The 23,802-nt window shown below is 60.0% G+C and carries 22 protein-coding genes; 6 read left to right on the top strand and 16 right to left on the bottom strand.

Annotation, left to right across the window (positions count from 1 at the left end):
- Nucleotides 1-118 precede the first annotated feature (118 nt).
- Nucleotides 119-307 carry a hypothetical protein gene (locus F8N85_RS24170; protein WP_150806032.1) on the bottom strand — a complete coding sequence of 63 codons (189 nt, stop codon included), beginning with the start codon at nucleotides 305-307 and terminating at the stop codon, nucleotides 119-121.
- On the opposite strand from F8N85_RS24170, the gene F8N85_RS24165 reads away from it, so the two are divergent.
- On the top strand, nucleotides 285-2,450 hold the full coding sequence (locus F8N85_RS24165) for a methyl-accepting chemotaxis protein (protein ID WP_150806031.1): 2,166 nt from the start codon (nucleotides 285-287) through the stop codon (nucleotides 2,448-2,450). The two genes, F8N85_RS24170 and F8N85_RS24165, sit on opposite strands and share 23 nt — an antisense overlap.
- Before the next feature lie 113 nt (nucleotides 2,451-2,563).
- On the opposite strand, the gene F8N85_RS24160 is transcribed toward F8N85_RS24165, so the two are convergent.
- The 4 genes from F8N85_RS24160 to F8N85_RS24145 form a co-directional block, all read right to left on the bottom strand.
- Nucleotides 2,564-3,370 carry a hypothetical protein gene (locus tag F8N85_RS24160; RefSeq protein WP_150806030.1) on the bottom strand — a complete coding sequence of 269 codons (807 nt, stop codon included), beginning with the start codon at nucleotides 3,368-3,370 and terminating at the stop codon, nucleotides 2,564-2,566.
- Between the two features lie 342 nt (nucleotides 3,371-3,712).
- The gene (locus F8N85_RS24155) at nucleotides 3,713-4,042 is read right to left on the bottom strand and encodes a hypothetical protein (protein ID WP_150806029.1); all 330 of its coding nucleotides are present in this window, start codon (nucleotides 4,040-4,042) and stop codon (nucleotides 3,713-3,715) included.
- 610 nt (nucleotides 4,043-4,652) lie between these two features.
- Complete coding sequence (locus tag F8N85_RS24150) at nucleotides 4,653-6,275, bottom strand: MFS transporter (protein ID WP_150806028.1); 1,623 nt, start codon at nucleotides 6,273-6,275, stop codon at nucleotides 4,653-4,655.
- A gap of 213 nt (nucleotides 6,276-6,488) precedes the next feature.
- Entirely contained in the window at nucleotides 6,489-8,144 is a 1,656-nt protein-coding gene (locus F8N85_RS24145; RefSeq protein ID WP_150806027.1) for a GMC family oxidoreductase, read from the bottom strand.
- A 134-nt stretch (nucleotides 8,145-8,278) separates the two neighbouring features.
- Between F8N85_RS24145 and F8N85_RS24140 the strand changes: the two genes are divergently transcribed.
- The 3 genes from F8N85_RS24140 (at nucleotide 8,279) to F8N85_RS24130 (ending at nucleotide 10,997) form a co-directional block, all read left to right on the top strand.
- On the top strand, nucleotides 8,279-9,193 hold the full coding sequence (locus F8N85_RS24140) for a LysR family transcriptional regulator (RefSeq protein WP_150806026.1): 915 nt from the start codon (nucleotides 8,279-8,281) through the stop codon (nucleotides 9,191-9,193).
- Nucleotides 9,194-9,304: 111 nt separating this feature from the next.
- Nucleotides 9,305-9,877 carry a GNAT family N-acetyltransferase gene (locus F8N85_RS24135; RefSeq protein WP_150806025.1) on the top strand — a complete coding sequence of 191 codons (573 nt, stop codon included), beginning with the start codon at nucleotides 9,305-9,307 and terminating at the stop codon, nucleotides 9,875-9,877.
- 46 nt (nucleotides 9,878-9,923) lie between these two features.
- Nucleotides 9,924-10,997 (top strand): NAD(P)-dependent alcohol dehydrogenase, encoded by a 1,074-nt coding sequence (locus F8N85_RS24130; RefSeq protein ID WP_150806024.1) that lies wholly within the window; start codon nucleotides 9,924-9,926, stop codon nucleotides 10,995-10,997.
- Between the two features lie 31 nt (nucleotides 10,998-11,028).
- Here F8N85_RS24130 and F8N85_RS24125 read toward each other — a convergent pair whose 3' ends face one another.
- The 3 genes from F8N85_RS24125 to F8N85_RS24115 form a co-directional block, all read right to left on the bottom strand.
- Nucleotides 11,029-12,132: a DNA alkylation repair protein gene (locus F8N85_RS24125; RefSeq protein WP_150806023.1), complete on the bottom strand. Its 1,104-nt coding sequence runs from the start codon at nucleotides 12,130-12,132 to the stop codon at nucleotides 11,029-11,031.
- 131 nt (nucleotides 12,133-12,263) lie between these two features.
- Complete coding sequence (locus F8N85_RS24120) at nucleotides 12,264-14,069, bottom strand: monovalent cation:proton antiporter-2 (CPA2) family protein (RefSeq protein WP_150806022.1); 1,806 nt, start codon at nucleotides 14,067-14,069, stop codon at nucleotides 12,264-12,266.
- Nucleotides 14,070-14,346: 277 nt separating this feature from the next.
- The gene (locus F8N85_RS24115; protein ID WP_150806021.1) at nucleotides 14,347-15,672 is read right to left on the bottom strand and encodes a sensor domain-containing diguanylate cyclase; all 1,326 of its coding nucleotides are present in this window, start codon (nucleotides 15,670-15,672) and stop codon (nucleotides 14,347-14,349) included.
- A 201-nt stretch (nucleotides 15,673-15,873) separates the two neighbouring features.
- Here F8N85_RS24115 and F8N85_RS24110 point away from each other — a divergent pair, with 201 nt between their 5' ends.
- On the top strand, nucleotides 15,874-16,212 hold the full coding sequence (locus F8N85_RS24110) for an FKBP-type peptidyl-prolyl cis-trans isomerase (RefSeq protein ID WP_150806020.1): 339 nt from the start codon (nucleotides 15,874-15,876) through the stop codon (nucleotides 16,210-16,212).
- 269 nt (nucleotides 16,213-16,481) lie between these two features.
- Here F8N85_RS24110 and F8N85_RS24100 read toward each other — a convergent pair whose 3' ends face one another.
- Nucleotides 16,482-17,054, bottom strand: a complete 573-nt coding sequence (locus F8N85_RS24100) for a YceI family protein (protein WP_150806019.1) — start codon at nucleotides 17,052-17,054, stop codon at nucleotides 16,482-16,484.
- 48 nt (nucleotides 17,055-17,102) lie between these two features.
- Nucleotides 17,103-17,642, bottom strand: coding sequence for a cytochrome b (locus F8N85_RS24095; protein ID WP_150806018.1), 540 nt, complete (start codon nucleotides 17,640-17,642; stop codon nucleotides 17,103-17,105).
- Nucleotides 17,643-17,808: 166 nt separating this feature from the next.
- Between F8N85_RS24095 and F8N85_RS24090 the strand changes: the two genes are divergently transcribed.
- Nucleotides 17,809-18,312, top strand: a complete 504-nt coding sequence (locus tag F8N85_RS24090; RefSeq protein WP_150806017.1) for an AAA family ATPase — start codon at nucleotides 17,809-17,811, stop codon at nucleotides 18,310-18,312.
- A 63-nt stretch (nucleotides 18,313-18,375) separates the two neighbouring features.
- Here F8N85_RS24090 and F8N85_RS24085 read toward each other — a convergent pair whose 3' ends face one another.
- The 6 genes from F8N85_RS24085 to F8N85_RS24060 all read right to left on the bottom strand — a co-directional run bounded on the left by F8N85_RS24085 (nucleotide 18,376) and on the right by F8N85_RS24060 (nucleotide 23,645).
- The gene (locus F8N85_RS24085; protein ID WP_150806016.1) at nucleotides 18,376-18,972 is read right to left on the bottom strand and encodes a cytochrome c3 family protein; all 597 of its coding nucleotides are present in this window, start codon (nucleotides 18,970-18,972) and stop codon (nucleotides 18,376-18,378) included.
- Nucleotides 18,973-18,981: 9 nt separating this feature from the next.
- Nucleotides 18,982-19,467 (bottom strand): nitrate reductase cytochrome c-type subunit, encoded by a 486-nt coding sequence (locus F8N85_RS24080; protein WP_150806015.1) that lies wholly within the window; start codon nucleotides 19,465-19,467, stop codon nucleotides 18,982-18,984.
- Nucleotides 19,468-19,478: 11 nt separating this feature from the next.
- On the bottom strand, nucleotides 19,479-21,983 hold the full coding sequence (gene napA / locus F8N85_RS24075) for a nitrate reductase catalytic subunit NapA (protein ID WP_150806014.1): 2,505 nt from the start codon (nucleotides 21,981-21,983) through the stop codon (nucleotides 19,479-19,481).
- Nucleotides 21,980-22,240: a chaperone NapD gene (locus F8N85_RS24070; protein WP_150806013.1), complete on the bottom strand. Its 261-nt coding sequence runs from the start codon at nucleotides 22,238-22,240 to the stop codon at nucleotides 21,980-21,982. Before F8N85_RS24070 ends, napA begins: the two co-directional genes overlap by 4 nt.
- A gap of 34 nt (nucleotides 22,241-22,274) precedes the next feature.
- On the bottom strand, nucleotides 22,275-22,448 hold the full coding sequence (locus F8N85_RS24065) for a periplasmic nitrate reductase, NapE protein (RefSeq protein WP_150806012.1): 174 nt from the start codon (nucleotides 22,446-22,448) through the stop codon (nucleotides 22,275-22,277).
- Nucleotides 22,449-22,625: 177 nt separating this feature from the next.
- Entirely contained in the window at nucleotides 22,626-23,645 is a 1,020-nt protein-coding gene (locus tag F8N85_RS24060; protein ID WP_150806011.1) for a branched-chain amino acid aminotransferase, read from the bottom strand.
- Nucleotides 23,646-23,802 lie beyond the last annotated feature (157 nt).

Below are 23,802 nucleotides of genomic sequence, written 5' to 3'. Positions count from 1 at the left end.
AGGCGCTGAGACACTTGGATCGGTTCCCTCGATCGATCGCTCCTGATGATCGTCAGGCGCAAGGTTGCCCTGTTATCGAGCACCCGCACTTATTTGAACCATCAGGTTCCTGATCGGCTCACTTGCTCAAACACCAACGCTCACCGACAAGCTTCAGCTGGGGAATATCGATGGCAGATCCCCTGATTCCTGAGACTTTAGTAGCAGGATAGTTAGCAAGCTTGCGAATTGGCGTGGTAATTGCTCTGACGTTCGGCATTAGAATGTCGTACTTGGGGAAGTGAATGTCGCTATCAAGTAATTCCATGGGGTTGTCCTCCGCCGAAAAGCACTGGTTACCCTGGTTAGGCAAGACCGGAAAATGGGCGATGCGCTGGTCTTGCGGGCTCAACAAGTCTGCCTACCCGGTGATCGAGCAGACGTTCGAAGCCATTGCCGCAACCCGCGTCCAGTTGCTGCACAACTGGACTCGCGAGCAGTGGGAGCACCTGGCCGAATTGGCGGTGGTCCTCGGTCGCGACTTCGCCCATCTCGACAACAGTTCACTGCTGGATAAGCTCAACCAGGCCGAAGATTTTTCTGAACTGTTCGTCGTCGATCCAGGCGGTGCGGTGCTGGCTTCGACCTGGGCCGCCCATGGCAAAAAACAACCCTGCAATCCGCAGGCGTTGGCCGAAGGGCTGAAAACACCGTTTCTGCATGGCCCCTACAGTGACCCGCTGACCTTGCAGATCGGCCCTTCGTCCTCGCGTTTTCACGATGAAGTCACGCTGATGTTCTACCAGCCGCTGAAGGTTGACGGCAAAGTCCTTGGCTGCCTCTGCGGCCGTGTACCGAACGATGTCCTGGGCGATCTTATCCAGCGCGAGGCCGGGCATATTTATGCCGAGTCGGGGGACAACTACCTGTTCATGGTCCAGTCGCGCTTCGATCCGGCAATCGAGCCTGGCATCGCCCTGTCACGCTCACGCTTCGAGGACGGGACCTTTAGCCACGGCGAGAATCTCAAGAGCGGCGTACACACGCCCTGGAAGACCGTCCAGGTGCAGCGCCATACCGAACTGGAACTGCGCTTCACCGACCCGGCGACCCAGCAGCTGCACCCCGGGGTGCGCGAAACCATCCGCAGCGGTTCCAACCTGTTCGTCACCTATCCCGGTTACTCGGACTACCGGCACATTCCGGTGGTCGGCAAGGGTGTGACCTTTCAACTGCCCGGATCGCCTGACCGTTGGGGCATGATGTGCGAAGCCGATCTGGAGGAGGTCTATCGCCGGCGTTCGCTGAGTTACGGGCTGATGAAGCCTTACCTGGCCACCATGGCCGCGCTGTTTGCCTGCAATTTCCTGGTCCGGCACTACAGTGGCCTTGCGCAGAGCCTGATCGATGCCGGCGAGGTCCTGAGCATGCTGGTCGCCGCGGTGCTGTTCAGCACCTTCGGGCCGAAGCGGCTGGCGGCACGGCTGAACGAGATGACCGGGGTGATCAGGACCATCGCCGAGGGCGAAGGCAACCTGCGCCAGCGCCTCGACACCTCACGCATGGCCAACGACGAGACCGGCGATATGGGGCGCTTGATCAACAGTTTCATCGACCACCTGGACGCGGTCGTCGGGCAGGTGATCAAGGCCAGTCACAGTGTTGGAAAGACCAATCAACTGATGCTTGGCCGCAGCCAGGAAGCCCGTCTCACTTGTGGCGAAGTCGCGGATGCGGTGCATCACATGATGATCATCGTCGAAGAGCAATTGGGCGAGATCCAGCAAGCCTCGGCCAGTGCCGAACAAATGAAGCAAGCCATGGACGAGGTGGTCAGCCGCGCCCGCGAACAGTTTCTCGCGGTGCAGATCGGCACCCAGTCGATTCGCGACGTGGTCGAGCGTTCGTCCTCAAGCGTGCAATTGCTCGACAGCCGAATGACCCAGATCGGCAATATCACCGGGCTGATCAGCGCCATCACCAATCAAACCACTCTGCTGGCGCTCAATGCTGCCATCGAGGCGGCGCGGGCTGGCGAACATGGCCGTGGTTTCGCCGTGGTGGCCGACGAAGTTCGCAGCCTGGCCTCGCGCACCTCACGGGCCGCCGAGGATATCCGGCAGATGGTCGAAGGCCTGCAAAACGAAACGCAAACCGCCGTGAGCTTTATGGAAAACGGCGTCAAGGATGTCGACAACAGCCTGCGCCTGGCCGAAGAAGCCTCCTCGGAAAACGTGCAGCTGCATCAGGCGGTGGAAAGCATGTTCGCCATCATCCAGCAGCTTAATGAACGCGGCCTCGACTATGGGCGCACGATCAAGCAGGTCGACCAGTCTTCCAGCGAGATGCGCCAGACTGTGGTGGTGCTGCAGAGCAGTGCGGAAACGGTCAGGCTCAACGCCAATAAACTGCAGAAGCTGGTGGGGCAATTTGAGGTGAGCAGCAGCTCCCGCCAAGGGGTTGCGGCTTGAGTTTGCAAGATCGCAGCCTTCGGCAGCTCCGGTGCCCGCGTACACTGGATCATTTGTGGGTCTAGCGAAATGGCGTAGGCGCTGCCGCAGGCGGCGATCTTTTTGGGGGCTTGTTACCCCCTGGGATCACCCGGCAGAAACCGTCCCGTTACTTTGAAAAACGCTGCTGACGTCCGATCACCTGGGGTGCCGTCGACTTTGACGAAGATCCCCGGGAAGGTGTTCAACCAGTTCTGCAACGCAATGGCTTTTGTCACTTCGGCGGGGTCATCCGGTTTCTTGTTGGAGTGGCTCACAACGATCGGCTGGGCGCCTTCAACCGGGGCGGGCTGGTCCTCGAAGTCGAGGAAGCCGTTCTCCGCCATGCGCCGCAACAACACGGCCGAACCGCACTGGGCCGAGACTGCGGTTTCCGACCAGGTGCCATCGGAAATGTACTTGCCGCTTTTGTAGTGATTGGAAAAGCTCCATAGGTAGGGGGTTAACACGTGCGGATGAAAACGCCGATACCCTATGCCGTTGAACAGTTCCAGTTGAAACAAGGTGCCAGGCAGCGTCCAGTCGCTCGCGGGGCCGAGTTTTTTCATGCGCAAGGCATCAACTGCGCTTTCAGCCCACTTGAACGGCGGGTTGCCCTTGGCCGGCCGACCTGCAGGAACATGAACGGTGCGCGCCGTGAGTGGGTCGCCGTTATGCAAATGTCCATCGAAACGCTGACTGGCCTCCATGTTGTGAATGACCGCGACGAAGCCCCAGGGGACACCAACTTCATTGGCAACGCTTTGGTATGTATCCCGGTGCTGGTTCAGGCGCTCGACCAGGGTATTGACGACCGCCATGCGATCCGGCCGGATCAGGCAGTTATTGAACAGTGCTTGATATTCAGCCCGGAGTGCCGGGGTTAACTTTAAGGTCGCCATTATGTGCGTCCCTGTTGATTTGATTAATCATGGGATTGCCGGGTCAGTCGCAGAGCAAGTAGTGAAATAATAGCTGGTGTTACCGGCATGCAAGACAGCCGGATTGACCAAGGGGCTGAAAAATATTTGTTATAAACGGGTATTGTTCAACGGAATCGATACAACATGGAACGCTAACTTAACACGGGTTGCCCGATATGAAGTTTGATGAATATGAGTTGGCCCTCACCGTTAAAAACAAACAAGATCAAAACAGCGCGGCCGCTTTCATTTGAATGAAAGCGGCCGCCGTAGGGTGTTTGTAGAGGCGGGTGTCGCTATCAGCGACACCGCAGGGGGTTTTTAGCAGTAGCGGTCCAGCAGGTTCACTCCGGACTGATTCTGCAGCAACTTCCATTCCTGGCTCAGGGTTTGAAAGACCCGGCCAATGAAGTCTTTGTCCGCTGCCGCTTTCTTCCCGACATAGCCCTGGCCCCGGCGGTACATTTTGAGTCGGGCACGCATGCTTTGATGGGCCTTCTCGAATTCACTTTCCTGCGAGTAGGGCGCGAGGCAATCGATTCGGACTTCACCCGACTTGCAGATCCACAGTACGTGGCTGTCGTGGTTGTCTTTGTGCGATGCGAACAGCCGAGCCAGTTCATCAATAGTGGGTTGATTGTTCAGATTCATTGGTAAGCCCCTTGACCACTCATTGATCATGTCTGGTTGGTTCGCTGAACGACGTGGCCACATTGGCCAATCGTTTCCTGAAGCACCTGTCCGTCAGGTGCAGATCCAGCCTTGGGCTTGATGAATGTAGCATTGATGAAAAGCGACTACAGGGCACGGTCACAACGAGGAGAAGCAGCGCAAATCCGGATACCCATGCTGACCTTACGAGGTCAGCCACAAGCATCATGAGGACGTTTCGCCAGCGCTTCTCGTCCCTGTACTGGACGGTCCTGCCAGATCAGCTTCATCAATCTGCCTTGTGGGCAGTACATATCAAGGAACAGCTCGGCGGTCTGTCGAGCGTGTTCGTAATCCCTTGCCAGCTCTCCCGATCCGAGAGACGAGTCGATAATGCAAAACGGCAATCGAGTCGTCAATGCTTTTGTAGTGAATATTTTCTCGCACTACATAAAACCTCGTGGAGCAACGGCCTCGCCCCTGAGGGGCTTGCTAGAGGGATGCTAGCCCTGGGGTCAGGCGCAATTCCAGCGCCTGGTCCAATCAGGCCGGGCGTATCACCGGGTCCGCCCATCGCCGGCAATACGGCGAGTGGGCGGCCCTTGATCCGTCAGTTCTTGTCCATATCGACGTTTTTGGTTTCCCGCAGACAGATCATGCCCACGATCAAACTCACCCCGGTGATCACCACCGGGTACCACAGCCCGTAGAAGATATCGCCGGTGTACACCACCAGCGCGAAGGACACGGTCGGTAGGAAGCCGCCGAACCAGCCGTTGCCGATGTGATAGGGCAGGGACATCGAGGTGTAGCGGATACGGGTCGGGAACAGTTCGACCATCAGCGCCGCCAGCGGGCCGTAGCACATGGCGGCGATACAGGTCAGGGCGACCATCAGCGCGACGATCATCGGTTTGTTGACCTGCTGGGTGTCCGCCCGTTGCGGATAACCGGCGAGGGTTACCGCGCCGCGCAGCGCTGCTTCGTCGTAACCGTCGATGCGCACGTCACCCACGCTCACTTGCACCTGGCTACCGGCCGGCGCCGCTTCGCTGCTGTAGGGCAGGCCCTGTTTGACCAGGAAGGTCTTGACCTTGTCGCACGGGCTGTCGAAACGCGCCTTGCCCACCGGGTCGAACTGGAAGGTGCAGGTGGCCGGGTCGGCCAGTACGGTGATCGGTGCCTGACGGCTGGCCAGGTCAATTGCCGGGTTGGCGTAGTGGGCAATACCCTTGAAGATCGGGAAGTACAACACGGTCGCCAGCAACAGACCGAGCATCAGGATCGGTTTGCGCCCGACCTTGTCCGACAGCCAGCCAAAGAAGATGAAGAACGGCGCGCCGATCACCACGCTGACGATCAGCAGGCCGTTGGCCAGGGCCGGGTCCATTTTCAGGAACTGGGTGAGGAAGAACAGCGTGTAAAACTGCGCGGCATAGAAGGTCACCGCTTGCCCTGCGTTGATGCTGAACAGCGCGATCAGCACAATCTTCAGGTTTTCCCATTTACCGAAGGATTCGCGGATCGGCGCCTTGGAGATCTTGCCTTCCTCTTTCATTTTCAGGAAGGCCGGCGACTCATGCAGGCTCATGCGTATCCAGGTGGAAATCCCCAGCAGCACAATCGAAAACAGGAAAGGGATGCGCCAGCCCCAGACTTCGAACTGGTCACCGGTGAAGTAGCGGCAACCGAGCACCACCAGCAGCGACAACAGCAAGCCAAGGGTGGCGGTGGACTGAATCCAGCTGGTGTGGAACCCGCGTTTGCCAGGCGGTGCGTGCTCGGCGACGTAGGTCGCCGCGCCGCCGTACTCACCGCCCAGGGCCAGGCCCTGGAGCATGCGCAGCACCACCAGGATGATCGGTGCGGCAATGCCGATACTCGAATAGGTCGGGAGCAGGCCGACACAGAAGGTCGCCAGGCCCATGAGGATGATGGTCGCGAGGAAGGTGTACTTGCGCCCGATCATGTCCCCCAGTCGGCCGAACACCAGCGCGCCGAACGGCCGCACGATGAAGCCCGCGGCAAACGCCATCAGCGCAAAGATGAACGCGGTGGTGTCGTTGACCCCGGCGAAAAACTGTTTGCTGATGACCGCCGCGAGGGCGCCGTAGAGGAAAAAGTCATACCACTCGAACACCGTCCCCAGGGACGAGGCGAAGATGACTTTCTGGGTTTCCTTGCTGGTGGTCGCGCCAAGCGTCGCGTCCAGGGGTTGAGCATGTTCTGACATATCGGTATCCCTTACAGTGATTGTTTTTGTTGTTCCACTGTCGCCGCGATGTTCGGCGCCACGATGTCGGTATTGCCTGATGGAATCTGCGTAGGAGGTTTAAACCCACCACATTGCAGGTGTACCCGGTCGGCGTAGGAGCTGCCGATAGGCTGCGATCTTTTCGGGGGCGCCGCAAATGCAGGATCAAAAGATCGCAGCCTGCGGCAGCTCCTACAGGGGTTGCGGTTCGGTGACCAGTTCTTCTTCCGGGGCGAGGCTCCTTGTCGGTGTTGCGAGAATCAGCTGAGCGGCTTTCTCGGCGATCATCAGGGTCGGTGAACAGGTATTGCCCGAGGTGATGCGTGGCATGATCGAGGCGTCGGCGATGCGCAGCCCGGGAATGCCGTGGACGCGTAATTGGGCATCGACCACGGCATCCTTGTCATTGCCCATGCGGCAGGTGCCGACCGGGTGGAAGATCGTCGTGCCGATCCGCGCTGCTGCGTCAAACAGTTGCTCGTCGGTCTGCAAGGCGTCGCCCGGCAGGTATTCGCAGGGCTTGAACTGCGCCAGGGCCGGCGCGGCGACGATGCGCCGGGTCAGGCGAATGGCGTCGGCGGCGACTCGAAGGTCTTCAGGGTGGCTCAGGTAGTTTGGCTGAATCAGCGGCGCCTCCTGAGGATTGGACGAGCGGATATCCACTCGGCCACGGCTTTGCGGACGCAGGTCGCAGACCGACGCGGTAAATGCCGGGAATGCATGCAACGGCTCACCGAAGCGCTCCAGCGACAGTGGCTGCACATGGTATTCAAGGTTGGCCGAAGTCTGCTCCGGTCCCGAACGGGCGAACGCGCCCAGTTGGCTCGGGGCCATGGACAGCGGGCCACTGCGGTCATACAGATACCGCAGGCCCATGCCCATCTTGCCCCACAGGCTGCCGGCGATCTGGTTCAGGGTGCGGGCGTTTTGCAGTTTGTAGATCAGCCGCAGCTGCAAGTGATCCTGCAGATTGCCGCCGACGCCAGGCAGTTCATGGGCGACGCCAATCCCCAAGCGTTGCAGCAAACTACTCGGGCCGATCCCGGAACGTTGCAGGATGTTCGGTGATCCGACAGAGCCGGCGCAGAGGACGATTTCCCGGCGCGCCTTCCAGGTTTTCGGCTGGCCTTGCCAGCGGGCACTGACTGCCGAAGCCCGGCCGTTTTCCAGCAGCAGGCGATCGACTTCGACATCGGTCAGCACTGTGAGGTTGGGTCGGTTGCGGATTGGCTTGAGAAAAGCCTTGGCGGCATTCCAGCGCACGCCGGCCTTCTGATTGACCTGGAAGTAACCGCAGCCTTCGTTATCGCCCCGGTTGAAGTCATCGATGCTGGCAATGCCGCTTTGTTCGGCCGCCTCGCGGAACGCATCGAGGATCGGCCACGACAGCCGTTGACGCTCGATCCGCCATTCCCCGGCAGCGCCATGAAACTCCGAGTCGCCGGCAAAATGGTTTTCGCTCTGCCTGAACAGCGGCAGGACGTCCTTCCAGGCCCAGCCCGGATTACCGTCGGCGGCCCAACCATCGTAATCGCTGGCCTGGCCACGCATGTAGATCATGCCGTTGATCGACGAACAGCCGCCAAGTACCTTGCCTCGCGGGTAGCTCAGGCTGCGACCTTGCAGGCCAGGTTGCGCTTGGGTCTTGAAGCACCAGTCGGTGCGCGGGTTGCCGATGCAAAACAGATAACCGACGGGGATATGAATCCACGGGTAGTTGTCGCGGCCACCGGCTTCGAGCAGCAGCACCCGGTGCCCGGGGTTGGCGGACAGACGATTGGCCAGCAAACAACCGGCTGGCCCCGCGCCGACTACCACGTAGTCATATTCTTCAACGACAGGCTGCATCCATGACCTCTTCTGTTGTTGTTCTTGTTGTGATTCATCCTAGTTGTTAGCTTTCGTTTAAAGAATGTTAGTTTTTACTCAGTGGCTGTGCGTTTTTAGACAGCTGTACCCTGCTGCGCGTTCAAGGAAGATTCATGTTTGATTGGAATGACCTACGGTTTTTTCTCGAGTTACAACGTAGCGGCCGTTTGCTGACCGCGGCGCGTCGGCTGAAAACCACCCACGCCACGGTGGCCCGGCATATCGAGGCCATCGAAAAAAGCCTCGGCACCGCGCTGTTCGTCCAGCACGCCCAGGGTTACCAATTGACCCCGGCCGGCGAGGCGCTGCTCAAGCACGCCGAAGCCATGGAAAACGTCGCCTTGCTGGCGCAGGAAGAAATCACCCAGTCCAGTGCGCCGCAGGGCAAGATCCGTCTCGGAGTGACCGAAGGCCTGGGCATCATGTTCCTGGCCAGCCGCATGAACGGCCTGTTCGAGCGCTATCCAGGGCTGGAGGTCGAACTGGTAGCGGTGCCGCGCTTTGTCAGCATCCTCAACCGCGAAGCGGAAATCAGCATCCACCTCGAGCGCCCGATCGTCGACATGCTGGTCACTCGCAAACTCACCGACTACCGCCTGGCGCTGTATGCCAGCCGCGCCTACCTGGACCATGCGCCAACGCTGCACAGCCGCGAAGACCTGGCGCGGCATGCCTGGATCGGCTACGTCGATGATTTGCTGTTCAGCCAGGAATTGATGTTCCTCAACAGCTTCTGCCGCAGCCCGCGGGTGGTGTTTCACAGCACCAGCGTGATCGCCCAGCACCAGGCCGCGCGCTCGGGCCTGGGCATCGCCGTATTGCCGTGCTACATGGCCAGCAACGATCCGGAGCTGATTCCACTGCTGCCGGCCGAGAGCATTCAGCGCAGCTACTGGATCAGCACCCGACGCGAGCTGCACAAGTCGGTGCGGTTGCGGGTGTTGTGGGATTACGTGGTGGAGTTGTGTGAGCGCGAGCAGGCGCTGTTGCTCGGTCCGGACCAGGCTCTTAATCGTTTGCCTGAGTAAAGGCCGATGAATACACCTAAACATTGATCCAGATCAGCTCGGCTAACCCTACCCGTCGTACAACACTCCTAGGCCCTGCGAGCACTTCGACTCGCGGCCCGGGAGAAACTCATGATCACTGGTCAATCAACCGCCGAACACCTGGCCGCCTTTCGTCCGGCCGCGACTGAAGAACACTGGATCGAGGCGCTGAAGGATGGCACTCATGTACTCATCCGCCCACTTCAGGAGCAGGATCGTGAGCGCGAGTTTCAGTTCATCAAGCATTTGTCGGCCGGATCTCGCCGCTTGCGTTTTATGGGAACCTTCAGTGAGGCGGATGCGCCACTGATGGACCGCATGATGGACCTGGACTATGAAAAGCGGATGGCCTATGTCGCACTGGTGCACAAAGATGGCCAATTAATTGAAATCGGCGTCAGCCGTTACGCCTCGACGCCCGGGGCGGACCAATGCGAGTGCGCCATAACGGTCGCCGATGACTGGCAACGTCGCGGCCTGGGAACCCTGCTGGGCGGGCATTTGATTGATGCCGCGCGGCGCAACGGGGTCAAGACCATGAGTTCGACCGACATGGCGACCAATTACGGCATGCATTGCCTGGCGAGAAACCTCGGTTTCACCAGCCGCTATCCCAGCGAGGGGTTCAGCGAAATCATCCATGAACTGGATCTGGGAAAGTGACCGTCACCAAGACCTTCCCCGGATTTGAAGAGCAGGAATCAGCACCATGGCAAAAATGAAAGCGGCAATCTTCGTTGAGAAAAACCGCATCGTGCTGGACGACAAACCGATACCCGAAGTCGGTCCGCTGGATGCGCTGGTGCGCATTACCACCACCACCATCTGTGGCACCGATGTGCATATCCTGCGCGGCGAGTACCCGGTGGCCAAGGGGCTGACTATCGGCCATGAACCGGTTGGGGTGATCGAAAAGCTCGGCTCGCAGGTCACAGGCTTCGTCGAAGGGCAACGGGTGATTGTCGGCGCCATCACCCCCAGCGGCCAAAGCTACGCCTGCCTCTGTGGCTGCTCGTCACAGGACGGGCCCGGGACTCCCCACGGTTTTCGCGCCGCCGGTGGCTGGAAGTTCGGCAATACCATCGACGGCTGTCAGGCGGAATATGTGCTGGTGCCGGATGCCCTTGCCAATCTTTGCCCGATTCCCGACAACCTCAGTGACGAACAAGTGCTGATGTGCCCGGACATCATGTCCACGGGCTTTTCCGGCGCGCAAAGAGGTAAGGTCGAGATTGGCGATACGGTCGCCGTGTTCGCCCTTGGCCCCATTGGCCTGTGCGCCATTGCCGGCGCCCGGCTGATGGGGGCTACGACCATTATCGGAGTCGATACCGTGCCGGCACGAATGGCTGTCGCCCGTCAGTTGGGCGCGACCCATGTGGTCGACTTCAAGGACGGCAATGTGGTCGAGCGCATCATGGCCATCACCAATGGCCGTGGGGTTGACGTGGCCATTGAAGCCTTGGGGACCCAGGGCACCTTCGAATCGGCACTGCGAGTGCTGCGGCCCGGCGGCACGTTATCGAGCCTTGGGGTCTATTCGTCGGACCTGCACATCCCGCTCGATGCATTCGCCGCGGGGCTGGGCGACCTCAGCATCGTGACCACGCTGTGCCCGGGCGGAAAGGAGCGCATGCGGCGCTTGATGGAGGTGGTTGCCTGTGGTCAGGTCGATCTCAAACCCCTGGTGACCCATCGCTTCAAACTCGATGACATCGAAGCGGCTTACGAGCTGTTCGCCCATCAGCGCGATGGTGTGCTGAAGGTCGCTATTACGCCTTGAAAACGGCGCTGCTCTGCAGTCGTCCAGGGCCTCAGTCGAGAATTTCGAAGGCGCTGCTGGCCAAGCGTTCGCCGTTCACCAGAATGTGCACGGCGTGCTTGCCGGCATAGTGTTTGCGGGTGGTCAGCTCGCGAATGTGCTGGGCGCGGCTGAGGTTTTCCCTGGCATTGGCAGCCAGGGTCAGGCCCTTGAGTTTGAAGACTTTCGCCGAGGTGCTGCCTGAGGCTTTGACGTAATCGATGGCGTAGTCGACCACCAGTCGCTGGCTGTCGCTCAGGGTCGATTTCAGGGTGAAGGACAGGGTGATTTTTTCCCCCAGGCGAATCACTGGCGGTTCGATTTTCAGGTGCTGGATTTCGACTTCTGGTTTGCCTCCGGCACCGATGATTGCCAGTGCCCGCTGGTTGCCTTGCTTGATCAGGCTGCGCAAGGCGTGTCTGGCGATCCAGGCAGTGCGCGGGTCTTCCAGGGACCAGCCTTCGATCAGATCGAGCACCCACTGCGGGTGATCCTTGGTGATGTCGTTCAGGTGATTGGCCACCGATTTACGTACGTACAGGCTGTTGTCGGCGTTCAGGTTATCGAGAATCGAGGCTGCCAACGACGGGTCTGCTTGCACCTGTTCCAGGCGAAATGACCAGGGCAGGCGCGGGCGGCTGCCTTCGCTGGCCAGGCGCCGGACATGCTCGTCGTCGTCCAGCGACCACTGGTTCATCAGCGCCAGGGCGCGCTCAAAGTCGCTGCGCAGGAAATGCCGCACCGCAAACTCCGAAGAGCCGAATGCCGTGAAGTACTTCAATGCGTCCATGGACAGCTCGAACGCGTGGGCGCCATAAACGGCGACGTAATGAGGCAGGAACATGCTGACGAAACGGCTGTTCAACCGTGGGGCCAACGCGCGAAGGAGCTCTAGTGTTTGCTCGTAGTCGAGGGCAATCACCGCGTGCAGACTCTCGCTGACCCGGGCCAGGCGTTGCATCACCGACAACTCGGCAAGACCGTCGTTGGCGAGTGCGAGGAAGGCTTTTTCATTGAACGCCGGGTAAACCGCACTCATCTCGGTGGCGATGTGCTGGAGACGTTCGGCGTTGAAGATTTCCTTGAGGGCCTGGGAGGATGGGTCAGCGGTGGTCATTGTGGAGTCCTTGGTTGTTGTTTGCCTGATAGACCGCGTTATCGTTCATCGCGAGCAAGCTCGCTCCCACAGGGGATAGCGGTGCTCTTGTGGGAGCGAGCTTGCTCGCGATGAGGCCCTCACATTCACCCTCAACCTTTGGACTCTTCCTCCAGCTGATCCGCCTCAAACAACCGCGCCAGTTCAGCCCGGGCTTCCTGGGCGGTTTGCAGGACCTTGGTGGCATCGTCATAGACCGCATGCTGGGCCTCGAGCACCTGTTCGTCGTGGTGGGTGAAGCGTTTGATGCGGGCATCGGCCTGGGTCTGGCTCAGGCCGAGCCCGACCAGGGTGCGCCGGCTCATTTCCAGGCTTGAATAGTAGGTTTCCCGCACCGCTTGCGCGCCGACATCCACCAGCCGATGAACGTGCTGACGGTTGCGCGCGCGGGCGATGATTTTCATCTGCGGGTAGAGTTTGCGCACCAGTTCGGCGGTCTTGATATTGGTGTCCGGGTCGTCGGTGGCGATCACGAAAAACTCCGCCTGCTCGACCTTGGCGGCCTTCAGAATCTCCGGGCGCATCGGGTCGCCGTAGAACACCGGCACCCCGCCAAAACTGCGGGACAACTCAATGGTTTCCACCGAAGTGTCGAGGGCCACGAACTTGATGTTCTGCGCCCGCAGGATCCGCGCGACGATCTGCCCCATACGGCCCATGCCGGCGATCACCACCCGCGGCGCATCCGTCTCGATTTCGCGGAATTCCGGCGGCATGTTCAGCGGTTTTACCGCCGGCTTGACCAGCCGCGCGCACAACAGCAGCAAGAGCGGCGTCAGGGCCATGGACAGGGTAATGGTCAGCACCAGCAGATCGTACAGATGAGGCTCGAACAGCCCCTGATCGCGGCCGATCTTGAACACCACGAAGGCGAATTCACCGCCGGCCGCCAGCACGATGCCCAGGCGTATGGCATTGACTCGACCCAGTCCGCCGGCCAGCCGGCCGACGACAAACAGCAGCGGCAGCTTGATCAGGATCAGCAACACAGTCAGCCCCAATACCGCGGCCGGCGCGCTGAACAACAGGCTGATATTGGCGCCCATGCCGACGCTGATAAAAAACAATCCGAGCAGCAATCCTTTGAACGGTTCGATCTGCGCTTCCAGTTCGTGACGGTATTCCGAGTCGGCCAGCAGCAAACCGGCAAGGAACGCCCCCAGTGCCATCGACACGCCCACCAGGTCCATCAGCCACGCCGTGCCGATCACCACCAGCAGCGCGGTGGCGGTGGAAACTTCCGGCAGACCGGTCTTGGCCACCACGCGAAACACCGGGCGCAGCAGATACCGCCCGCCGATCACCACCACGGCGATGCTGCCGAGCACCTGCAGGCCGTGATTCAGGTCCTGGGTGGCAGTGGTGCTGTGATCGCCACCGGCCAGCAGCGGCACCATGGCGATCAAGGGGATCGCGGCGATGTCCTGGAACAACAGAATGGCGAACGCCAGCCGCCCATGGGGGCTGGTCAGTTCCTTGCGCTCGGCCAGGCTCTGCAGGCCAAACGCAGTGGACGACAACGCCAGGCCCAGGCCCAGCACGATGGCACTGTTCAATGGCTGGCCAAAGACGAACAAGGCAAGGACGCCAATCAGCGACCCGGTTAGTAATACCTGCGCCAGGCCCACGCCGAACACCGATTTGCGCATCACCCACAACCGTCGGGGCGAGAGCTCCAGGCCGATGATGAACAGCAACAACACCACCCCAAGTTCCGAGATATGGCTGACGCTTTGTGGGTTGTCGATCAGGCCCAGCACCGACGGGCCGATGATCACCCCGGCAAACAGATAGCCCAGTACCGCGCCCAATTGCAGGCGCTTGGCCAAGGGAACGGCCAGCACCGCCGCGAACAGAAAAACCACGGCGGCTTGCAACAGGTTGCCTTCATGGGGCATGGACTGACTCCTGGGTGTTCGTACAATTGATGCAGACTGGCGCGGCCAGTCCTGATTGAGTGCGGATTCTACCGGGGTGGGGGGGATAGTGCAGCGGGTAAGGGGACTTGACTGACTCCGTAGCAGCTGCCGAGCTTTGCGAGGCTGCGTTCGAGCCGGGGTCGCGCTCGACCGAAGTCCTCGTAAATCCTGAGTACGCGGTTTGCTTGAAAGAACCCGTTGCCTGATTTAACGACCGCTTCGCAGTCGAACGCAGCCTCGCAAAGCTCGGCAGCTGCTACGGACTTAGCCCTACGCCCCACGATGCTTCCTTGCCCAACCGATACTGGTTGTTCCCGCTGCGCTTGGCCTCGTACATCGCCAGGTCGGCGATGTGGATGAGTTTGTCCATGCTCGGGGCGTGATCCGGGAACACCGCGACACCGAGACTGGTGCCGATGTGTCGCTGGTCATTGCCGAGGGTGACGGGGGGCGATAGTTCGACGAAGATTTTTTCGCAAATGCTGTGGGCTTCATCTTGCAAGCTCTTGCCCTGGGGCAGGCCTTCGAGAATGACCACGAATTCGTCGCCGCCGATGCGGGCGACGGTGTCGGTTGAGCGAAGGATTTTCTTCAGGCGGGTAGCGGTGGTGACCAGCACCCGGTCTCCGGCGGCGTGGCCGAAATGGTCGTTGATTTCTTTGAAACCATTGAGGTCGACAAACACCAGTATCACCCGGGTATCGTTCAGCCGTGCCTGTTCCAGGGCCTTGGACAAGCGGGCCTCGAGGGCCAGGCGGTTGGGCAGGCCGGTCAGCGGATCGAAGTGAGCCAGGTGCTGGAGGTGGTTGGCCGAGGCTCTTTCCTCGGTAATGTCGCGGACCACGCCCATCATTTTTACCGTCGAATCGTCGGTGTTTTTCACCACATTGCCGGTTTCCCGCAACCAATGGATGCTGCCGTCCGGCCAGATGACCCGGTATTCCTCGTCATGGTTATCGCCGGTTTCAAGGCAGCGCAACTCACCGGCTCGCACCTGGGCGCGGTCATCCGGGTGCACGCAACTGCAGAACAGTTCATAGGACGGCGTCACCTCGCCGACCTTGTAGCCGAACATGCCGTAGATCGCCTCTGACCAATACAGCTGCTCGGTATCGACATCCCAGTCCCAGGTGCCGATGCGGGCGAAATATTGGCTGCGTTTGTAGCGTTCGGCATCCTCTGGCGCGTGACCGTATTGCTTGCTGCGATGAACCAGCACGATGGAGTTGGCGCTGTAAGTCGCGGGCAGGCGAGTGACCTCGATCGCCCGCTGCTGGCCATTGGCGCGGGTGGCGAGGGTGCGTTGACGTTGCTCCAGGGTTTCATTCAAGTGCGGCAGCCAGCTGGACAGTGGCGAGCCGACCAGGAGGGCGTGGTCGCTATCCAGTAGCCGCGCTGCCGCGCTGTTCTGCTGCTGGATGCGACCATCGGCGCCGACCAGGATCACCCCGTCCGGCAGGCGTTCGAGCAGTTCGCGATACTGAGCCAGGCGGTTTTGCAGGCTCCGCTCACGACGAAACCAGGTGACTACGGCCGCCAGTATGAGTAGAACAGCGCAAAGGCTGAGCCAAGCATAGGTCATGTGAATACTAACGACATGGAGTATTGAAACCCTGCGGGTAATGGCCGTAGGCTATCTTAGTCCTCGCCCTTGAGTACAGCAGGTTTTTTCGCGAAAGCCGCGAGAAAATCAAGGCACTCATGAAGGTTGCCAACCCGCGAAAATTCTGGGAAAACCTGCCTCAGGAGCCATACAGGGCTACCGAATCAACGAGAGCGAGTGATGAGCAGCGAATTGCAGGTGACAGATATTCAACTGGGCGACGGCAAAGAAGTGGTCAAAGGCGCCTTGATTACCACCCAATACCGCGGTTTTCTCGAGGATGGCACCCCGTTCGACTCCTCCTATGAGCGCGGCAAGCCGTTCCAGTGCGTGATTGGCACAGGAAGGGTGATCAAGGGCTGGGATCTCGGGCTGATGGGCATGCGAGTCGGCGGCAAGCGCACACTCTGGGTGCCGGCGCATCTGGCCTACGGCGATCGCTCGATGGGCGCGATCACCCCCCATTCAGACCTGACCTTCGAGATCGAGCTGCTGGAAGTGCTGACCCGCGATGACTGATGATCCGGTGAGGGAACACCTCCAGGCTGTTCAGCACTTAGTGAAAATCGGAATACGCCCATTGAACACCGAAATTGTGGCGAGGGGGCTTGCCCCCGTTGGGCTGCGAAGCGGCCCTAAAACCGGCAATCGCGGTTTTCCAGGTAGATCTCATCTGCCGGTTTTACGACTGCTGCGCAGCCGAACGGGGGCAAGCCCCCTCGCCACAGTATTCGACAGCCCTTGAAAGATGTGTAGATACCTATGCCCATTGAAAGGGCCGGTAATGGTTACTGCTCGGGAGCGACAACGCGGAATTTGATCAGGATTTCGTTGGAAATGATCCCGATATCCGCCCACTCGCCTTCACCAATGCTGAAATCGGCGCGGTTGAGGATGAACTCGCCACTGAAGACGCCGATGGCGTGCTGCGGCTTCAGAACCACCAATGCGTTGACGTCACGGGTGCGGCCCTTGAGCGCGAGCTTGCCGCTAATCTGGAAACGGTTGGTGTCGAGCACCTTGACGCTGCTTGATTCGAACTTCGCCAGCGGATACACCGCCGTGTTGAACCAGGCGGGCTTTTGCAGCTCGCTGTTGGCGTCGCTGGTGCCGGCGTCGATGCTGTCGAGCTGGATGGTCAGCTCGGCGCGGGCCGCGGTGGGGTTCGCCGAGTCGAAATCGAGCGTGGCGTCGAACTTGCCGAACGTGCCATACACCCGCGCACCCATCTGGGTATAGGTGAAGGAGATCTGGCTGGCAACGGGATTCACTTGCTTGTATTGGACCGCGTGGGCGCCGGTCAGGGGCCCGAGCATGAGTGCGGCGACCAGGGCGGCAGCACGCAGGAACCGAACATTCATGGGACTCTCCGGTCGGAGCACGAGCTTCATTGACTGAAATACCCTGGGTCAGCCCTTGTTCCTGAGCGGCAAGATGCGGGTGAGCACGTCATTGTGATCGATGAAGTGATGCTTGAGCGCAGCACCCGTATGGACGATCACCAAGCCAAGCAAGATGTAGTTAAGCACCTCATGCAGTTCCTGCAGACGCTCGCCCAGCGCGGGGTCTTTGTCCAGCAGATCGGGCAGCGGCAGTACCCCGAACCAGGCAGTCTGGAAACCTTGCGCCGAACTCATCAGCCAGCCACTGAGGGGAATCGCAATCATCAGTGCATACAGCAACCAGTGCATGACCAGCGAGGTGAAGCGCAATAGCGCGGGTATGCTCGTCGGCAACGGCGGCGCGGGATGCAGCAGGCGCCAGGCGAGGCGCAGCAGTACCAGCAGAAACAGGGTCACGCCGGCCCACTTGTGCCATGAGTAGAGCTTCAGCTTGGTCGGCGACAGCGCCAGGTCCGGCATGTAGAAGCCAATCGCGAAGGCGCCGATCAGCCCCAGAGCCATCAGCCAGTGGAGGGCAATCGCGGTGGTCGTGTAACGCGGGTTCATGAGCGTGCGCCTTGACCGGCTGGATTGACTGAGTGGCTGCGGCGCCTGTCCCGGCATCAGGCGAGCAACCTGTCGATCTATGCCTGAGCGTGTACAAACGCCTCGACCGAGGCTTGCGTTCTCGGACATGATGTTACCGAAAAATTGTACGAACTCAGGACACACAATGCTCATCGTTTTCAGCGGATTGCCTGGCACAGGGAAAACAACCATCGCTCGCGCTCTTGCGGCTCAATCAGCTGCGACCTGGCTGAGGATCGATTCCATCGAGCAGGCAATACGCGATGCCGGCGTGCTCGGCGGTGATGCAGGCAAGAGCGGGTACAGCGTAGCGAATGCGCTTGCACAGGCCAATCTTTCCATCGGCAATACGGTGATTGCCGATTGCGTCAATCCGGTCGCGGAAAGCCGTCAAGCCTGGCGAAAAATCGCCGACTACCATTCTGTGCCACTGGTCGATATCGAGGTGGTCTGCTCCGACATCGCCGAGCATAGACGAAGGGTCGAAACCCGCGAACTCGACATTCCGGGCCTGGTCCCTGCGACTTGGCAATCGGTACTGGATCATGACTATGAAGCCTGGGGATTCGGGCCTTTTAGACTGGATACTGCGGTGCTATCCGCTGAGGAGGCGGTAATCGCAGTGCTTGAGCACATCCGCTCTCAATGATTCAGCGACGTGACGAAGCCCGGCCACGGTTCACTCGCAAAGATCGCCCATGGATAACGGCGCTCACCAGCCCTTGACCCCACTCATGTCTGGCAGTTTGTGCGCGATGCCCTTGTGGCAGTCGATGCAGGTCGCCTGGCCAGCGGCCAGGGACGTGGAGTGCATGTTCGCGGCGCGCTTGCTCTGGCGGGTGAAGTCCATGAACTGGAAGTTGTGGCAGTTGCGGCACTCCAGCGAATCATTGGCCTTGAGCCTGGCCCATTCGTGCTCGGCCAGTTCGCGGCGCATCCCGACGAATTTGTCGCGGGTACTGATGGTGCCGAAAATCTTGCCCCAGACTTCTTTGGAGGCCTGCATCTTGCGCGCGATCTTGTGGGTCCATTCGTGGGGCACGTGGCAGTCCGGGCAGGTGGCGCGTACGCCGGAGCGGTTGCTGTAGTGGATGGTCTCCTGCAGTTCGACAAATACGTTGTCACGCATTTCGTGGCAGGAGGTGCAGAACTTTTCGGTATTAGTCGCCTCAAGCGCGGTGTTGAAGCCCCCCCAGAAGATGACCCCGGCGATAAACCCGCCGAGTGTGAGGAACCCCAGGCTGTAGTGGACGCTGGGACGACGCAAGACGCCCCAGTAGTCCTTGAGCAGGGCGAGCAATGATTTCATGACCTCTCCTTAGGGTTTCGCTGGCGCGCTGGCTTCGTCTTGCAACAACTTGTCGATGTTCTCGAAGCTGTTGTCCACCAGGGGCTTGACCTCTTTTTGCGGGACATGGCACTGATTGCAGAAGTAGCGGCGCGGCGACACGGCGGCAAGTGCCTGGCCGTCGCGATCCATGTAGTGGGTGATGCTGACCATCGGTGCCTGGCTGCGCGCGCTGTTAGCGCGGCTGTGGCAGGACAGGCACTTGTTGCTGTTCTTGTCGATTTGATAACCGCGGATGGTGTGGGGAATGGTCGGCGGCTGGTCCGGGTAATTGCGCTCGCGTTTGAGGTCCTTGTTCTCCTCGTTCGCGATGGGCGGCGCTGGCTGGTTTTGGGTCATTATTCCGCCGGGTCGACGGCCGTCCGGTCCCGGTGCGTCCAGCGGGTAGTCGACCTGGGCCGCGACAGCCAGGCCGAAGGCAGCAAGCAACAGCACGGGTAGCAAGCGGTAACTCATGAAGGTCCTCCTCAGGCCGCGCTGATCAGCTCGATCCTCACCGCACACTTCTTGTAGTCGGTCTGCTTGGAGATCGGGTCGGTGGCATCCAGCGTGACCTTGTTGATCAGCTTGTTGGCGTCGAAGAACGGCACGAATACCAGGCCACGCGGAGGCTTGTTGCGCCCGCGGGTTTCGATGCGTGCGCGCATTTCACCGCGCCGGCTGATCACTTTTACTTCACTGCCACGCCGCGCATTCATTGCCTTGGCATCCTCCGGATGCATGTAGACCAGCGCGTCCGGTACGGCCCTGTACAGTTCCTCGACGCGCTGGGTCATGCTCCCTGTATGCCAATGCTCCAGCACCCGGCCGGTGCTCAGCCAGAACGGATAATCGGCATCCGGCATCTCGGCTGGCGGCTCGTAGGGCAGGGCGAAGATAATCGCCTTCTTGTCCGGGTAGCCGTAGAACTGCACTTCGCTGCCTTTTTCCACGTAAGGGTCATAACCCTCGCGGTAACGCCAGCGGGTTTCCTTGCCGTCCACCACGGGCCAGCGCAACCCGCGCTCGCTGTGGTAGCGATCAAATTCGGCGAGGTCATGGCCATGGCCCCGACCGAACTGGGCGTATTCCTCGAACAGACCTTTTTGCAGGTAGAAACCGTAGGCCTTGGCTTCATCGTTCTTGTACCCGGCTTCCAGTTGCTCAAGCGGGAACTGATCGACCTGGCCGTTCTTGTACAGCACCTCGAACAGGGTTTTGCCCTTGTACTCGGGGGCCTTGGCGAGCAACTCGGCGGGCCAGGCTTCTTCGGTAGTAAAGCGTTTGGAGAATTCCAGCAGTTGCCACAGATCGGATTTGGCGTCGCCCGGTGCGCTGACCAACTGGTGCCAGAACTGGGTGCGCCGTTCGGCATTGCCAAAGGCGCCTTCCTTTTCGACCCACATCGCGCTGGGCAGAATCAGGTCCGCGGCCTGGGCGGAGACGGTGGGGTAGACGTCCGAGACGATCACGAAATTTTCCGGATTGCGCCACCCCGGCAGGACCTCCTGCATGATGTTCGGCCCGGCCTGCATGTTGTTGCTGGACATTGTCCAGTAGACGTTGAGCACGCCGTCCTTGAGCATCCGACTCTGCTCCACGGCGTGAAAACCCACCTTTTCCTGGATGGTCCCGGCCGGCAGCTTCCAGATTTTTTCCGCAGTGGCGCGGTGCTTGGGATTGGTCACCACCAGATCGGCGGGCAATCGGTGGGAGAAAGTCCCGACCTCGCGCGCGGTGCCGCACGCCGAGGGCTGGCCGGTCAGTGAGAAGGGGCTGTTGCCCGGCTCGCTGATCTTGCCTGTGAGCAGGTGGATATTGTAGATCAGGTTGTTGGCCCAGACCCCGCGGGTGTGCTGGTTGAAGCCCATGGTCCAGAACGACACCACCTTGCGCTTGGGGTCGGCATACAACTCTGCCAGGGCTTTGAGGTGTTCGGTGGAAACCCCGGTTTCCTTGGCTGTGCGTTCCAGGGTGTAGGGCTTGACGAAGGTGGCGAACTGTTCGAAGGAAATATCGGTCCAGGTGTTGGCCTTGGCGGCATTTTTTGCCTGCATTTCTAGCGGATCGTCCGGGCGCAGGCCGTAGCCGATGTCATCGGTGCCCTTGGCGAAGCGCGTGTGCTTGCTGACGAAACTCTGGTTCACCGAGCCGCTTTCGATGATGTGGTTGGCGATGTAGTTGAGGATCAGCAGGTCGGTTTGCGGCTTGAACACCATCGGAATATCGGCCAGCTCGAAGCTGCGATGTTCGAAGGTCGACAGCACCACGACTTTGACATTCGCCTGACTCAACCGGCGATCGGTGACGCGGCTCCAGAGCACCGGGTGCATCTCGGCCATGTTCGAGCCCCACAGCACAAAGGTATCAGTCGCTTCGATGTCGTCGTAGCAGCCCATCGGTTCGTCCATGCCGAAGGTGCGCATGAAGCCCATCACCGCCGAGGCCATGCAGTGGCGGGCATTAGGGTCGATATTGTTGCTGCGCAAGCCGGCTTTCATCAGCTTGTTGGCGGCGTAGCCTTCCCACACCGTCCATTGCCCGGAGCCGAACATGCCCACCGATTCGGGGCCTTTGGCTTTGAGCGCCGCCTTGAATTTCAACTCCATGATATCGAAGGCCTGATCCCAGCTGACCGGCTGGAACTCGCCCTGCTTGTCGAACTGACCATCCTTCATGCGCAGCAGCGGTTGGGTCAGGCGGTCGACACCGTACATGATTTTTGACAGGAAGTAGCCCTTGACGCAGTTCAGCCCGCGATTGACCTCGGCCTTGACGTCGCCGTGAGTGGCGACCACGCGGTTATTCTTGGTGGCCACCATGACGCTGCAGCCGGTGCCGCAAAAGCGACAGGGCGCCTTGTTCCAGTCCAGGGTGACCATCTCGGCGTCGGTGATCAGGTTGCTGGAGGACGTGACAATCGGCAGACCGGCCGCGGCGGCGGCGATAGCGGCGGCCTGAGCCTTGACGAACTCCCGGCGAGTCATGCTCATACGACCTCTCCAGTGTCTTCGAGAACTTCGTGGTAGATCAACGCGGCATTGAGTACCCCCGGCAGGTTGCCAATCTGCTGGATGCAGTCGAGGATCTGGCTTTCATCTTCGGCTTCGAGCACCACCACCAGCTTGCCCGCAGGGCTTTGCTGATGCAGTTCGAGACCCTTCAACAGCCGCAGGTTGGCTTTGACCGCCTCGAACAGTTCGGGACGGGCGAGCACCACCAGGCTGGCAATATGCAAAGGTTTGTCCATGTCCGTGCTCCCGATAGACTCAAAAAAGGTGCTATCAGTTGGGTGGCCCGGGTGGACCGAAGATCATTTGAATAAACCAGATGAAGAAGCCGTAACCACCGACCAGGGCGATGGAGAGCATGGGGAACAGGCAGGCAACGAGGAAGAGGAACAGCCGGGTTTCCTTACCTCGGTCGGAACTGGGCACGCGCTCATCAGCTAACGACATCGGTCCAACTCCAGCTGAGTGTTGCTCTCAGACTAGATGATGTTCGTGAAGAGACCGTCTGCATCACCGCAAGAGCGACTAACGGTCGTGGGGCGCAGATTGCAGCACAACAAAAAGCCCACCCACCGCCGAAGCGATGGGTGGGCTGAGTGCCGCGTGGGGCCAGGCCCCGTCAGATCAGACCTTGACGATCCAGCCTGCTGGCGCTTCGATATCGCCGGTTTGCACGCCAGTCAGTTCTGTATAGAGCTTCTGGGTGATCGGGCCGACTTCGGTTTCGCTGTGGAACACGTGCAGTTTGTCGTTGTAGCTGATGCCGCCGATCGGGGTGATCACCGCGGCAGTCCCGCAGGCGCCGGCTTCCTTGAAGTCCGACAGCTTGTCGATGAACACGTCGCCTTCGACCACTTCCAGGCCCAGGCGCGATTTGGCCAGCTCGATCAGGGACAGGCGGGTGATGCCCGGCAACACCGAAGGGGAACTCGGTGTGACGAACTTGTTGTCGTGGGTGATACCGAAGAAGTTGGCCGAGCCGACTTCCTCGATTTTCGAGTGGGTCATCGGATCCAGGTAAATGCAGTCGGCGTAGTGCGCCTTCTTGGCTTGGGAGCCCGGCATCAGGCTGGCGGCGTAGTTGCCACCGACCTTGGCCGCACCGGTGCCTTGCGGCGCGGCACGGTCATAGCTGGAAATCAGGAACTTGTGCGGGGTCAGGCCACCCTTGAAGTAGGCGCCGACCGGGATGCAGAAGATCGAGAAGAGGAACTCGGGCGCGGTGCGCACGCCGATGTTGTCGCCCACGCCGATCACGAACGGGCGCAGGTACAGCGCGCCGCCGGTGCCGTAAGGCGGAATGAAGCGCTCGTTGGCGCGCACGACTTGCTTGCAGGCTTCGATGAAGTCTTCGGTCGGCACGTGCGGCATCAGCAGACGGCTGCAGCTGCGCTGCATGCGCGCGGCGTTCTGGTCCGGACGGAACAGGTTGATCGAACCGTCCTTGCAGCGATAGGCCTTCAGCCCTTCGAAGCATTGCTGGCCATAGTGAAGGGCAGTGGAGCCTTCGCTGATGTGCAGCACATTGTCTTCAGTCAGGGTGCCTTTGTCCCAGGCGCCATCTTGCCAGTGCGACAAATAGCGCTTGTCTGTCTTGATGTAGTCAAAACCCAGCTTGTCCCAATTGATGCTCTCGTTACCCATGACACCCTCTATCGCTTAACAACCGTCGCAACGGTTCAAGGCTTCTGACGTTTTTCTGGATGGGTACAACAATACTTCATTCCGGGGTTGTTTCGCAGCCCGGACTGTCGGGTGATTGGCATATAAATGATGTCGCCTTCGAAAATCGCGAGCAAGC

This window comes from Pseudomonas fluorescens (assembly GCF_902497875.1).
Taxonomy (GTDB): domain Bacteria; phylum Pseudomonadota; class Gammaproteobacteria; order Pseudomonadales; family Pseudomonadaceae; genus Aquipseudomonas; species Aquipseudomonas fluorescens_BR.
This window is presented reverse-complemented; position numbering and strand designations above follow the sequence as displayed.

Excerpts from the sequence above, each read along its gene's own strand:
- F8N85_RS24165 (WP_150806031.1), top strand. The coding sequence starts at position 285 with ATGTCGCTATCAAGTAATTCCATGGGGTTGTCCTCCGCCGAAAAGCAC.
- F8N85_RS24170 (WP_150806032.1), bottom strand. The coding sequence starts at position 307 with ATGGAATTACTTGATAGCGACATTCACTTCCCCAAGTACGACATTCTA.
- F8N85_RS24160 (WP_150806030.1), bottom strand. The coding sequence starts at position 3,370 with ATGGCGACCTTAAAGTTAACCCCGGCACTCCGGGCTGAATATCAAGCA.
- F8N85_RS24155 (WP_150806029.1), bottom strand. The coding sequence starts at position 4,042 with ATGAATCTGAACAATCAACCCACTATTGATGAACTGGCTCGGCTGTTC.
- F8N85_RS24150 (WP_150806028.1), bottom strand. The coding sequence starts at position 6,275 with ATGTCAGAACATGCTCAACCCCTGGACGCGACGCTTGGCGCGACCACC.
- F8N85_RS24145 (WP_150806027.1), bottom strand. The coding sequence starts at position 8,144 with ATGCAGCCTGTCGTTGAAGAATATGACTACGTGGTAGTCGGCGCGGGG.
- F8N85_RS24140 (WP_150806026.1), top strand. The coding sequence starts at position 8,279 with ATGTTTGATTGGAATGACCTACGGTTTTTTCTCGAGTTACAACGTAGC.
- F8N85_RS24135 (WP_150806025.1), top strand. The coding sequence starts at position 9,305 with ATGATCACTGGTCAATCAACCGCCGAACACCTGGCCGCCTTTCGTCCG.
- F8N85_RS24130 (WP_150806024.1), top strand. The coding sequence starts at position 9,924 with ATGGCAAAAATGAAAGCGGCAATCTTCGTTGAGAAAAACCGCATCGTG.
- F8N85_RS24125 (WP_150806023.1), bottom strand. The coding sequence starts at position 12,132 with ATGACCACCGCTGACCCATCCTCCCAGGCCCTCAAGGAAATCTTCAAC.
- F8N85_RS24120 (WP_150806022.1), bottom strand. The coding sequence starts at position 14,069 with ATGCCCCATGAAGGCAACCTGTTGCAAGCCGCCGTGGTTTTTCTGTTC.
- F8N85_RS24115 (WP_150806021.1), bottom strand. The coding sequence starts at position 15,672 with ATGACCTATGCTTGGCTCAGCCTTTGCGCTGTTCTACTCATACTGGCG.
- F8N85_RS24110 (WP_150806020.1), top strand. The coding sequence starts at position 15,874 with ATGAGCAGCGAATTGCAGGTGACAGATATTCAACTGGGCGACGGCAAA.
- F8N85_RS24100 (WP_150806019.1), bottom strand. The coding sequence starts at position 17,054 with ATGAATGTTCGGTTCCTGCGTGCTGCCGCCCTGGTCGCCGCACTCATG.
- F8N85_RS24095 (WP_150806018.1), bottom strand. The coding sequence starts at position 17,642 with ATGAACCCGCGTTACACGACCACCGCGATTGCCCTCCACTGGCTGATG.
- F8N85_RS24090 (WP_150806017.1), top strand. The coding sequence starts at position 17,809 with ATGCTCATCGTTTTCAGCGGATTGCCTGGCACAGGGAAAACAACCATC.
- F8N85_RS24085 (WP_150806016.1), bottom strand. The coding sequence starts at position 18,972 with ATGAAATCATTGCTCGCCCTGCTCAAGGACTACTGGGGCGTCTTGCGT.
- F8N85_RS24080 (WP_150806015.1), bottom strand. The coding sequence starts at position 19,467 with ATGAGTTACCGCTTGCTACCCGTGCTGTTGCTTGCTGCCTTCGGCCTG.
- napA (WP_150806014.1), bottom strand. The coding sequence starts at position 21,983 with ATGAGCATGACTCGCCGGGAGTTCGTCAAGGCTCAGGCCGCCGCTATC.
- F8N85_RS24070 (WP_150806013.1), bottom strand. The coding sequence starts at position 22,240 with ATGGACAAACCTTTGCATATTGCCAGCCTGGTGGTGCTCGCCCGTCCC.
- F8N85_RS24065 (WP_150806012.1), bottom strand. The coding sequence starts at position 22,448 with ATGTCGTTAGCTGATGAGCGCGTGCCCAGTTCCGACCGAGGTAAGGAA.
- F8N85_RS24060 (WP_150806011.1), bottom strand. The coding sequence starts at position 23,645 with ATGGGTAACGAGAGCATCAATTGGGACAAGCTGGGTTTTGACTACATC.